Source organism: Aquimarina penaris, assembly GCF_040786285.1.
Lineage (GTDB): Bacteria > Bacteroidota > Bacteroidia > Flavobacteriales > Flavobacteriaceae > Aquimarina.
In genome coordinates this window covers 806,090-821,026 of sequence record NZ_JBFMKQ010000001.1, presented here as the reverse complement: position 1 = coordinate 821,026, position 14,937 = coordinate 806,090, and the positions used below count along the sequence as shown (strand labels likewise).

The 14,937-nt window shown below is 40.2% G+C and carries 1 protein-coding gene; it reads left to right on the top strand.

Annotated features, from left to right (window positions below; all coding sequences use genetic code 11):
• Positions 1 to 18 precede the first annotated feature (18 nt).
• Positions 19 to 14,865 (top strand): T9SS type B sorting domain-containing protein, encoded by a 14,847-nt coding sequence (locus tag ABW637_RS03295; RefSeq protein WP_367583207.1) that lies wholly within the window; start codon positions 19 to 21, stop codon positions 14,863 to 14,865.
• Positions 14,866 to 14,937 lie beyond the last annotated feature (72 nt).

The following is a 14,937-nucleotide window of genomic DNA, read 5'->3' as shown; positions in this document are numbered from 1 at the left end:
ACACTAAATACTCAGCTTATGAAAACCAAAATACACATCAAAATTGTATTGGCGATGTTGGTTTTAATCGCCAGTAACATAAGCAACACATATGCTCAGGTAGCTTTTGATACAGTACCTAATAGTACTTTAAGAATTAATGGAGAGCTTAAAATCATTGCTAACAGTATAGTTGGTTTAAATCAAAACATAACAAATGGTTGTAGAACCGGAGGCGGTACAGACTTTGTACCTAATGATGATTACGATGGCGGTTGTTGGAATAACAGTTATAATGACACTAATTTTAGGAGGACATTTGGATATATAGATGTTGATGGTGATGCATTTGGAACCACCTTTAGTTCTAGTAGTGCAACTTTAGATATTAGGCCACCTGCTGCAGCACAATGTGAAAGGATTGCCTATGCAGGTTTATATTGGGCGGCGTCCTATTTTGGAGATTTAGACGGTGATGATGATGCTATATATACAGGATTGCCTTTACCAGATAATAGGCCAGATTATAGAACCATAAAATTGAGGCACGAAAGTCAGGCTGGTTATACAACCATTACTGCAGCACAAACCCAGGTTCTTTATGATGGATACCGTAACACCGCAACCAACGCCAGCGATGTGGCTGCGATTGATATGCCTTATGTGTGTTACGCCGATGTAACTACTATTTTACAGGGCTTAGCAGATCCACAGGGTGAGTATACCGTTGCAGATATGCGTGCTTCTATAGGTAAGGCCCCATTAAACTCTAATGGTATCTCAGGGGGTTGGGTATTGGTAGTGGCTTATGAAGACCCTCAATTGTCGGCAAAATATATTAGTACAACGAATGGATATTTGGTAATTGCTCCAGGAGATCCGGCAAGAACATTTGATTATTCAAATTTTGAGACTTTACCAGCACCGCTTCCTGTTCGTGCAAGGTACGCAATCGCAACCTTAGAAGGAGATCAACCGTTTACGGGTGATGTCTTTCAGGTACAAAATACTGGGGGTACTCAAACCGATATTTTTACTACACCAGCGAATCCAGCCGGGAACTTTTTCGATAGTTCTATTACTGTAGATGGAAATTATGTAACAAACAGAAATCCAGCTTCAGAAAACACACTTGGTTTTGATGCTGATATTTTTGATATTCCAAATCCGGGAAATACGGTTATTGGAAACAATCAAACCTCTGCACAGTTTACTACCACTTCTGCAGGTGATGCATATAGTGTGTTTTTTAGTTCTTTTCAAATAGAAGTTATTGAACCAGAATTAACGGTAACTAAAAGAGTATTAGATATAAATGGTATAGATATTACTGGAGATCCGGTAAATTTTGCCGATCAACTGTTTTATGAACTCACCATAGAAAACCAAGGAAACGAAGACATAACAACAGCCACGATTCGAGATGTGTTGCCTGCTAATGTAGATTTTACATTAGGTAGTATAACTACAAGTAATCCAGGAATAACGGCAATTCCTACACCAGACAACAGACAGATAGATATCACGATTAACGACAACTTAGTTGTTCGTAGCGGAGGAGTGCATACTGTTCGTTTTGGAGTAAGCGTGGTGGCTACTTGTGCAGACTTAAGAGATGCATGTTCTAATCAAATTAATAACGTAGCAATTTCTACATATACAGGAGTTGAATCTGGTATCACTAAATCGGGAGAAGAAAGTATTTTAGAACAGGATGCTTGTCGATTTGATGTCGCAGGATCATCAAATGTATTAGTAAATGATGGGATCTGTTTTACCGAGTCGCAGCCTGCGTTTATTTGTACAGGATCCTTAACATTAACAGCCGGTGCAGGATTTACCAATTATTCTTGGGAAAACACGGCTAATCCTGGTGTTGTAATAGGCACCAATCAAACATTAGATGTTACCGTTGCAGGAACGTATCAAGTGACTAAAACTGGAGCGGCAGGTTGTCAAGACGGTATCGAAACTTTTGTGGTAGATGCGTTTAATACTGTTGACAACCCACTAGTGAATATTGTTAATGTTGATCTTGCTACTAACCCTAGTGTTAATGGTAATATAAGAACTTGTCCAGTAACAGGAGATGATTTACCTGAAGTATTTTTATGTGGAGCTGGTACAACATTAGATATAGATTCTGGATTTACTACGGCTACGGCCATCGAGTGGCAAAGACTCGATCCGGCAGCTTGTCCTACAGTTATAAGAGATGAAAACTGTCCTACAACAGACGCCGGTTGTGATGGTGATTGGGTAACTGTTGGTACTGGAATTAATTTCACACTTGCTCAAGCAGGAGAATATAGAATTAATGCTACTTTTGATAGTAATTGTACAATACCATTTTATTTTAATGCTTTTCAAAACAACTTTGACCCTGATCTGGTTGTTGTGGAGCAAATTATTTGTGGTAATCCTGGTACTTTACGAGTTCAAAACTCATCAAATCAATACGAATATCAACTAATTTCACCATCAGGGGCTACAACGGCATATCAACTTTCAGCTGAGTTTAATGGATTAACAGAAGTTGGAACGTATTTTGTTAATGTTCGTCAAACGGGTGGACTTCCAACGGCATGTACTTTCCAGGACAGTGTATTCTTAGACGAATTAGACGCTAATGAGATTGTGACACCTTTTTCACCACTATGTCCAGGTGATAGGGGTCGAATAGAGATTACAGTTACAGATTCTCAAATTAATTATACCTATATAATAAACAATACAGCAGGAACATATAATGATACCGAAGGTCCAACAACGCTTCCTAATCATATATTTAATGGTCTTAATCCGGATACATATGATGTACAAGTAATTTCTGCAGACGGTAGTTGTTCTGAAGTATACCAGGTAACGATTGATCCCGCAGCTACATTTTCGGCAACAATTGCCTTAATAGAAGACTTGCATTGTAACCCGGATTATCAACCTAATCCAAACCTTAACGATCCAACACATCCTGATTTTGATCCAACGGCACCGCCATTCGATCCAGATCGCGATATAGCAATTTATGAAGTAACGGTTACAGGAGGTACAGGAACTCCACCAAGCTTTGCGTTTAATAACCAAATGGATTTTCTGGGAACTAACCTTTTACCAGAACCAGGAACAACATATCGATTTAGAGCAACTACAGCAGGTAGTTACCCCGTGTATGTATCTGATAATGCTACCAATTGTGTAGTATTTGCAGGCTCTGTGGATGTTACAGATTATGTGCCTGTGGAGGCTACTGCAACTCCTACAAACCCTACGTGTAACTCAGATCTTGGAGCAATAGTAGTTACTATTACTGCAGGTTTTGCTGAAGGTCCATTTACATATATTTTAAACCTAGGGACTCCTTCAGAAGTAAGAATTGGCCCAAGTAATAATACGACAGAAACGTTTAACAATGTTGATCCTACAGTATCCCATACGGTTACTGTAGAAGATCAATTTGGTTGTGATTTTACAGTGACACCAGATGTAACTTTTACCACTCCAGGTGAAATAGTTGCCACAATAGATGATAATTTTAGATTATTGAGTTGTACAGCTACTCCAGATGCACAAGTACAAGTAACAGCAATTGCTGGTGGTTCTGGTAGTTATGAGTGGAGCTTAAATCCGGCGGGTCCGTTTACTGCAGTTGGAGCAATTCCTTTCACCATAGATTTTCCAAGTGCTGGTTCTTTCACTTTATATGTTAGAGATCAAGCAGGGACTTGTGTTGAGAGCTTCCCAATTACGATAGATCCACTTTTAGAAGTTGATAGCGTTACCATTACACCAGGTGATCAAGATTGTTCTAATCAAACAGTAGACGTTGTGGTTTCGGCCTTACCGGTACTTACAGCACCTACAGTTTATGAATTTAGTATTACACCAGACCCTGCCACAGGAGCAGCGGCCACTGGTAGCACGGTATTTAGTACTACAACCAACTATACATTTACTAATGGAGTATCGTATACGGTAACTGCCAGACGAAGTGATAGTGAATGTACAAATACAGGTAATTTTACAGGAACAGCTGTTCCTGAAATAGATATCACAAGTGCTGTACAAGACAGGCCAGTAACTTGTGTAGGCGATAATGATGGAGCCTTTACCTTTACTGTGGGTAATAGTGCTTCTTTTGATTATACAATTCAGGGGCCAGCACCTAGCACAACAGTAATAGCAAGTGCAACTGGGGTTGTTACCACCTCTGTTACAATTCAGAGCCCAGCAACACCTTTAGTAGCCGGTACGTATACGATTACCGTTACAGATACTAGCTTAGCTTCAGGAAATTGTACTGATACAGCAACCGTAGATATCACAGAACCAGCAACACCATTGAGCTTTACAACAGATGTTGATTCTGCAGATTGTGGTAACCCTACAGGTATCATAACCGTTAATGCTGTCGGTGGACGAGGAGGATATCAATATGAATTAAGAGACGCTGCAGGTGTTGCAGTTTTAGTTGCTTACCAGGCAAGTAATGTGTTTAACAACTTGACTCCTGCGACCTATACAGTTTTTGTACGAGATAATAGCGATCCTACGCTAGCCTGTGAGGTTGATCAACAGGTAGTGATGCCAGTGACAGGCCCACCTACTTTAGCGCTAGATACAGGTGGAGACGAATGTTATACTCCGGCAGATCCTGCTACGCAGTGGATCGTCATTTCACCAACAGAAACACCGGTAGGGCCATTTACATATAGTCTTAATGGAGGAGCACCGGTTGCGGTTGCATTTTTAGCATCACCACCAGCACCAAACGCTACTACTTTTGAGATTCCTAATTTAGCACCTGGAGCTTATACGGTTACAGTTACCAATACAGCAAGCACATGTGCATCTGCTCCAATTAATTTTACGATTAATCCAGAATTAACAATAACTGCTAATTTAACCAAAGACTTAACATGTGCACCAACTCCAGATGCAACAATAGAGTTTACTGCAACAGGTGGAGATGGAGCTTATACTTTTGATGTTATTGATGTAGGTACTGGAGGAGTTTTTAGTGCTAATGTTACATCGCCTGTTTCTATAAACACTGGAGGAACATATCAAATTAGAGTTACTGATGGCGAGGGTTGTATTGCCTTATCAAACGAAATTATAGTAACTCCTTATATACCATTAGCTGCTACTGCAGTCCCAACAGATCCAGACTGTCCAGGAGATGGCGGTTCTATTTTGGTGACTGTTACCGCAGGAGATGGGCCATTTACCTATATTCTTGATGGAACCACGACAGTAGGTCCAACAGGAGTAACGACAAATAACTTTACTAATGTAGGCGTAGGACCGCATACTATTACCATTACCGATGGTGATGGGTGCGATATAACACCTGTTTTAAATGCCACAATTACAGCACCGACACCTATATCTGCAGATATTGCTGTTTCAGATTATCGTTGTGATGCCAGTGGATCAAGCACAACACCTCAATTAGCAGTAATAACTATTTCAAATCCCGCAAACGGTAATGGTAGTTATGAATATAGTATAGATGGGGTTGATTTTACGAATACGACAGGAGTATTTAATAACTTAACTGATGGGACATATACCTTATTCATTCAAGATACAGACACAAGAGCTTGTCCTGTAAATTTAGGATCGCGAACAATAGACCCTTTACAGGAAGTTACAGACTTAACTTTTGTTCAGACACAGGTGCAGTGTCCTGCACTTACATCTGATGTTACACTAACAGCTACAGGAAGTAACGGCGCTGTTAGTTTTGAATTTAGAATAGCTGCTCCGGCAGCAAATGTAACAGCATTTGGCCCAGGAAGCACATTTCCTAACTTACCAGCCGGAACCACATATACCTTTGAAGCAATAACAACTACAGATGGATGTATATATTCTGAAGATTATACAGTACCTAATGTGGCTCCTATAGCAGTTTCGGGAACAGTAACTGCAGAGCCTACTTGTAATGGAGATACTGATGCAGCATTATCTTTTAATGTTACTGGGATAGATTTAACATCGACTACCTATAGCTATACTGTTACAGGTGGTACAATAGTAGGATCTATTACTGGTGGTCCGATTAATACTACTCCTACGCCAATACCTGGCTTAGGTGCAGGAACATACGATATTGTTGTTACCGATGATACTACAAATTGTCCTGCAACGACACAAGTGGTTATAACAGAACCTGCAGTTTTATCATTTACAGCAACGCCTTCAATTGCTGATTGTAATGCACTAAATGGAACAATTACAGTTACTGCTTCTGGCGGTAGAGGTGGATATCAATATGAGCTAAGAGACAATCTTGGTGCTGTATTGGTTGCATATCAAAATAATAATGTGTTTACAGGTTTAGCTGGGGGAACTCCTCCAACACCTATTACATATATAGTTGCAGTTAGAGATACAAATGATCCAACAACAGCTTGTGAGGCACCTACTCAAAATGTAGATCTTTTCCAGGCACCGCCAATAACTCTTGCATTAACTGAAGGAGGAGATCAGTGTTATACCAATGCTGATCCGGCTACACAATGGGTAACCATTACAGGTGGAGTAGCTCCATATACATACAGCTTGGATGGTGGAGTACCAGTTGCAGTTGATTTTACAATACCCGTCGGATTACCTGCTAATACTTTCGAAATACCAAACCTTACTCCAAGAAATTCGGGAAGTAATTATAGTGTAGTGGTATCAGATGATAATGGTTGTACTTCAGGAGCGATTACTTTTGAGATCCAAGATGAGCTTATTGTTACAGCTACGAGATTAAAGAACATTGATTGTTCTGCTACACCAGATGCACAAATAGACATAGTAGTTACAGGAGGAAATGGAGCCACTTCGTTAGAGGTTAGTTTCAACGGAGGTGCTTTTGCAGCTTACGCCGGCCCTATTCCTTTTACCACAACAACGCCTGGTGACTACCAATTTAGAGTTACGGATACCGCAACTCCACCAACGGTTGCTTGTACTGATCTTTCAGATGTGATCACTATTGATCCTGCTCCGAATCCAGCAGTATTAGCCCCAACAGTAACAGATGCTACTTGTCCGGGCTTGGCAGACGGATCGGTAACAGTTAATATAGACAATACGATAGGTACGCCTCCATATATGATCAATTTTAATGGTTTAGGATTTTCACCTCAAACTACCTATGGTGGTTTAGTAGGTGACGCTCCTTCAGTGGATCCATTAGGTAGAGAGTATATCTATGTTGTAATGGATGGTAAAGGCTGTACAACAACATTTAGTGCATTTGTTTTCGAACCAGAACCTTTTACCTTTACAAGAGTTGAAACCGATATTACATGTGGTGTTGGAGGAAATGTTCTTGGTAATGTTGTATATAGTGCCATTGCCGGTGGAACACCAGATTATACATATACCTTATTAAATATCGATGATACACCTGCAACCACAACTTCTCCTAATCCAGTAGGACCTACTTCTGCAACGACAGTTACTTTTGCAGATCTTGATTTTGGAGATTATAAACTAAGAATTGTAGACGATAATGGTTGTGTTACTGAAGATCCTTTTAATATAGCAACTCCTGCAATTTTTTCTATTGCTGCATCAACCACAGGATCGTGTCTTGATGGAGTTACTGCTTCTATCTCCGTATCTGGAGGTACAGGGCCTTTTGAAATTAGAGAATACCCAAGTGGTGTCTTTGGAGCATTGAATGCTTTACCTGTGACAAGTGGAACCCCTTTTGAACGTAATCATCAATTTCTTAACTTACCGTTTGGTACACCATTTAGTTTTGAAGTAAGAGATACATCAACGGGATGTACCGATATAAGAACATTGGCCCCACCACCAAACCCGGTAGGAACAGTTAGTATTACAGGAACAGAAACCAATGTAACCTGTAATGGCGCAGATGATGGCTTATTTACTTTTGATGTTAATGATTATCAAGGAACCGAGCTAACGTATAATGTGTTTAGAACCACTGATTTAGCTACAGATATTATTGTTAGTGAAGGACTTACATTTGATGCTCCAGGTGGAAATCCTCAAACAGTTGTACCACCAGGACCAGATAGTGGAGTGGTAAGAGGTTTTGGACCAGGAGAATATTTGTTAAGAGTAACTGAAACAGACGGAGGTGTAGTTACACCATGTAACTCATCGGTGATATTTACAATTACAGAACCCACAATACTTGATTTAAGTTTAGGAACACCTACAGTTGCAAACTGTAATACGGTGGCACAGGTTGTTGCTAATGGTATCGGTGGCGTGCCACCATATCAATATGCTGCAGTACCGGCAGGCGATCCTGCTCCAAATCCTGCAACCGACTATTCAACAAATAATGTATTAGATCTAAATCCAGGTGCGGTAGCTCCTTTCCAATTAGACTGGGATATTTATGTGATAGACGATCGTTGTAGTACTCCTGTTACAAGACCTGTAATGATTACTCGTACGGCAGATCCACAATTTACAGTAGTACCAGCATTTGTAGATAATGCCTGTATTTTTAATAATAACTATACATTTACAGTACAAGCCACAGGAGAAAGCCAGTTAGAATTTGGTATAGACGATGGTGATACTGGAACTGCAGACAGTCCCATATTTGTTGCCGGGGCTTCGTTAGGTGGTAATTTGTATGAATATACATATACGGTTACTGGTCCAAGTATAGACGAATATACATTAACAGTAAGAGATATAAATGGTTGTGAGGATGCAGATAGAATGATTGTATACCCAGAACTTATTGTTGATGCCAACTTTATAGCGCCTGATCCAACATGTTTAGCAGATGATGGAACTATTGAAGTTACGGTAACCGGAGGGTCTGGTTTTGCTACTAATTTTGCAAACTTTACATTTACCCTTACGGGTACAGATAGTAGTGGTACTCCAATCGTACCTATAGTACAAACGGGTGCCATATTAGGTATTCCTGCTGCTACATTTAATAATGTTACTGCAGGTACATATACAGTAGAAGTTAGAGACCTTACCATAGGCCCTGCAGCACCTGCTCCAGGAGGATGTGCCGTGACCGATGATGTGTCAAGACCAATACCAACAGAACCAGTATTAGACCCACCAACGATTACAGATGTAAGTTGTAATGGAGGTAGTGATGGTTCTATATTAGTTAACATACAGGCCGGTACAGATACCGATGGACCATTTACCTATGAATTATGGCAAGGACCTACTGGAACGGGTATATTATTACTTACACAACCTAGCGATCCATTATTTGATAATCTTGCAGATATTTCTTTAAACCCAGCGCCAGGGAATGTTTATGGTATTCGTATCATATCAGATTCTGGGTGTGAGGATGCCATTGAAAACATTACTGTACCAAGTCCTTTAGCATTAACAGCAAGTGCAACAGCAAGTGCTTACGGGTGTGATGCTTCTAATAATGATATATTGCCTAATATTACCGTTGATATTTTAAATGGTACGCCACCATATAGAATAACGTATACAGGACCATTATCTGGAACAAACATAGCGGTTACGGGTGCTCAATATGTAATTGATGCCGATGTAGCAGGAACCTATGTGATCACTGTGTTAGACTCAAATAATTGTTCATTTACTATTGTTCCGGATACGGTGATTCCGGTTTTCCCAATCATGACGGATCCGACAGTAACCAGAGATGCTCTCGGTCCTAATGGAGGAGTAATTTCTTGTACAAATGATGAAACGGTCACTGTATCAATTACAGGAGGAACGGGCCCATTTGATTTTGTAGAAATAAATGGTAATACTACTACACCTGTGTCTCAGCTAGGAATAGCTGCAGGAACAGATGACAATCCAGGTACAGTTGCTGTTGAAGCAAACGCTACCAATGTGACATTCGCATTACCAGATCCTGGGTCTTATATATTTAGAATTACAGATACAGGAACGGGATGTTTTATTGATACACCTCCTTACGAAATTGCTCCTTTTGACACTATAGAAGCTACTATAGTTCTAGGTAATAATGCTTCTTGTAATACCACTCCACCAACAACAGATGGATCAGTAGACTTAACAGTTACTGGGTATACGGGAACATATGATTATGTGGCTACCAATACCACTACTGGCGCAACGGTTAATAGTGTAGGTGAGAATACTGCCTCAGGAACAATTAATATTCCTGGATTAGGAGCGGGTAATATCGTAGTTACAGTAACAGCTACACAAACACCGTTCTGTGATGACGATTCTAATGCGATAACTATTACCCAACCAGCTCCATTAACACTAGATCTTGTAAGTGCCATAGCACCGGATTGTAATAATCCATTATCAGTAGTTACAATGGATGCAAATGGAGGAGTAGGCCCTTATGAGTATGCTGCGGTTGCAGGAACACTTGTTCCTGGTCCACCACCAGCTACACCAGGGGTATTCCCATTATCGGATACATTTAGTTTAGATCCAGGTCCAGGACCGGTGTTTGTATTAGATTGGGTGATTTTTGTACGAGATGCTAATGGGTGTATAACTCCTAGGCAAATCGTTATACCGCCACCAACTCCAGCACCAACTATAGACACTATAGATCCGTTTGTAGATGACGCGTGTGTTTTTGATAATGTTTATGAATTTACGGTAACGGCAACGAGTAATGTTACGATTCCACCGGGAACAGGAACATTGACATTCTCTTTAGATGGAGGAGCTCAAGTAGCAGGTACATCTACAGGGGTTAATACTGCCACTGTAGACTTTACAGTAAGTGGTCCAGGAACCTATTCTGTAGTTGCTTTTGATGAGAATGGATGTCCATCATTACCAAGAACGATTACAGTTTTCCCAGAGTTATCAGTAACGGCTACCATTACAGATCCGACGTGTAGAGATAATGATGCTACGATAATAGCGACAGTAACAGGAGGTTCTGATTTTGTTGCTAACCCTGGTAATTTCACTTTCGATTTGGTTGATGCCGGCACCGGTATTTCTATTGTTGGAGTGACACAAACACCAGGTCCAGGAGCAAATCAGCTTACGTTTAGCAGTACTGTTGTCGGAACAAACGGTATATTCCCAGGAGACTATAGAGTAGAAGTAACTGATAGTGCAATTAACACTGCACCAGGGTGTACGGCTACCGACGAGGTTACCGTACCGACGTTTGTTGATCCAATACCTTCAGCAACTGTTACAGATGTATTATGTTTTGGAGGAGATGATGGTACCATTTTAATTGAATTAGATCCTACGGCAGATGATAATCCGCCTTATACATACGAGTTATTTGTTTATGATCCATCGCCTACGGCGACAGGAGCTTCAGTAGCTGGCCCTCAGGCAAGTCCGTTATTCAATAATACAATAGCGCCAATACCAGCAGGTCAGTATGAGGTTGTTGTTACTTCTGGTACAGGATGTACAGCCACAGTAGAGCCAATAGATGTTGGTCAGCCATTAGCAGCACTCAATGTTGTCCCTTCACAGACACCATATAGTTGTGATGGTTCTAATGATTCTGTATTCCCAGTGATTACCTTAACCATTAGTGGCGGTACATCACCTTATGATGTTTCTTATATAGGACCATCTACTTCGGGTACAGAAACCGATGTAGCTGATGCAAATGCAGGATTACCAGATGTTCAGTATGAGATTGACGCTCCGGTTGATGGTACATACACCATTACAGTTACCGATAATAATAATTGTGTGTTTACGACTTTTGATGTTATTGTACCACCATTTGCGATCATGACAGATCCTACAATAACCAGAGATACCTTAGGTCCTAATGGAGGGGTGATTTCTTGTAATAATGATGAAACGGTTATTGTTTCGATTACTGGAGGAACAGGACCATTTGATTTTGTAGAAATCAGTGGAAGCGGTACCACACCGGTACCTTCTCAGTTAAATGTAGCTGCAGGAACAGATGATAATCCTGGTACAGTTGCTGTTGAAGCGAATGCTACCAATGTAGTATTTAGTTTACCAAGTGTAGGATCGTATGTGTTTAGAATTACCGATACAGGAACAGGGTGTTTTATAGATACTCCTTCGTATGATATTGTAGAGTTTGATACCATTGAAGCTGAGATCACTTTAGGAAATGATGTGAGTTGCTTTAATACGATCCCACCAGATGGATCCGTAAACTTAATTGTTACAGGATACACAGGAGCGTATACGTATGTGGTTACAAACACTACTACAGGTACTGTAAGTTTACCTGCACCAGGTGACACCACAACCGATCCACCAACAGGACTAAATATCCCAGGATTAGAAGCAGGTAACATAGTCGTTACCGTAACAGCTACACTAACCCCATTCTGTACTGATGATTCTAATGTAGTTGCGATTACCTTACCAGCAGAACTTCGAGTTACTGCGAATCAAATACGAGAAGAAAGTTGTAACCCACCAATCCCTGGAGGAGATGATGCCTTAATAGAAGCGGTAGGAGAAGGTGGAGTTCCAGCTCCAGGAGGTTTAGAATACCAGTTAGAAACTGCAGGAGGAGTAATATTAGCACCATTTAGTACTGATCCAAGATTTGGAGATTTAGGATTAGATGGTGGCATTGCACCTGCAGGTATAGATTATGTGGTAAGAGTTAGAGATAGCAGAGGTTGTGATGCAACAGATACGATCAATATCCAACCACCAGCTCAATTAGTGCTAGATCCAATTGCTAATATTACATTGGATTGTGCTGATAGTGAGGATGGAATAATTACAGCAAGAGTGACAGGTGGTCAAGGTGTAGGCACATATTTCTTTGCCTTAACGTTACCAGATGGTACGCAAAATACGGCTGTCAATAATGGTACAGATACATTCATGTGGGATGATCTAAAACCAGGGACTTATGTTGTTACGGTTTCTGATAATTTAACGTGTGAGGACACAGCAACAGTTATTATTGATACACCGCCAGCAGTAACAATAGATGTTAATGCTACCGGAATAAGCTGTTTGACTGCTAATCCAAATAACATCCAAGTAATCCCAGGTGGTGGAATTGGAGCACCATATGAATTTGGAGTTAGTAATAATGGAGGTCCAATTACATGGCAAGCTAGTGATACATTTGCTGGTTTACCAGCAGGAAATTACGATTTCTATGTTAGAGATGGTAACATGTGTGAGTCTCCGGCTTCAAATACGATACAGGTTAGAAACCCTGATCCATTTGTAGTAACCTTAGACCTTAGTAATGACTTTATTGTGTGTTTCAGCGAACCAACAGGTTCTATTGATGCAACAGCGACAGGGGGTCTAGGTAATTATGGATATCGTGTAGAAGGTACTGACTACCTAGGTAATGTGGTTGAACTTCCTGGTCCAGTTGGTTCTGGAAATACGCAAACTACAAGTTTCTTTGGTGACTTATTAGCGGGAAGCTATACCTATACTACAACGAGTGGAGATTGTGTAGATGATGTTCAAAACTTTGTTATAGATCAACCAATAGAATTCCAAATAGATGTAGATGAGACACCGATCTCTTGTAATGGAGAAACAGATGGTAGTATTCGTGTATCTATAAGAGTAATTACTCCTCCTGGTACTCCTGGAGGAACTGCACCATATTTCTATTCATTATATGATAGTGCAGGAAATGCTGTATTTACGTTCTTAGAAGATGATATAGATGGTCTACCGGCAGAACACACGTTCACAGACTTACCGGCTGACATTTATCGTGTAGAAGTAGAAGATTTTAACGGTTGTCCTAGAGAAGAGTTGAATGTTGAAATTATCGAACCAGCTCCTATTGATGCAATAGTAACAGCGACAACACCAGAAGATTGTGCTGGAGATATGAATGGTACAGCAACAATATCAATTTCTGGAGGATTGCAACCACTACCACCAGCTAGTCCAGAATATTACTGGAGTATTGATGGAGTAAATTATCAATTGGTTGCCGACCCAGCAAACTTGTTTATCGATAATCTTCCAGGAGGAACGACCACCTTGTTTATTAGAGATTCTCAGAATAGCGCAAACTGTCAAGGTGCATTTAACATAGATATTACACCTGGTGTAGTACTTGAAGCTGAGCTAGAACCAAGCTTAGTATGTCCTGAGTTTGATTATAGCGACCCTATGAATCCTGTAATGACAAGCGAAGAGCAATACTTTGTGACATTCAATGTAGGTGAGCTGTCTGAGGAATCAGGTGTTATTTATACTCTTAATGGTATCAACGGAACACCGAACCCAGCTAACAATACAGGGGTTGATCAAACTTTTGAGGTTACTCCTGGTGAGTATGAAGGATTTATGGAATTCCAGATGTGTAGAAGAAGTATTGGAACTGTTGAGGTCTTAAATTATGATCCTTTAACGACCCCGGTTGCACAAATGACTAATAATCCGCAAGATCCTAATGAGTATCAAATTATTGTAAGCGGAGGAAGACAGTTTGATAGAGAACCAAACTATGCATACTATTTTGTGAGATTAGAAGATGGTATGACAATTAATGATTTAGATCCATTAGACTACACAGAATTAGCAGGAAACATTTTTGTAATACGAGAGACTGGAGATTATGTATTACGAGTGGTAGATGCAGCAGGATGTGAAACCCTGGTTGTTCAAACCCTTACGTATATTAATATTCGTATCCCGAACTACTTTACACCTGATAATCCAAATGGTAATCCAGATGAGCGATTCTGGTATCCAAGACAGATTACACCTAATGCAGATGATCCATTCTTCTTTGAAAACATGGAAGTAATGATATTTGATCGATACGGTAGAATGTTGGCAGAGTTTAAAGGAGATCAACAAGGATGGGCCGGTCTTTACCAAGGAAAAGAACTTCCTTCTGGAGATTACTGGTATACAATAATCCTTAATGATGTTGATAATAGAGAGTTTACAGGCCACTTTACATTATATAGATAATATATAGGCACTAAGTGAGTTATAAAACTGTATGGTTAAGGACACAGAAAGAGAAAAGTTAATGATCTGTAA

Coding starts and splice junctions, on each gene's coding strand:
- ABW637_RS03295 (WP_367583207.1), top strand. CDS start 19: ATGAAAACCAAAATACACATCAAAATTGTATTGGCGATGTTGGTTTTA.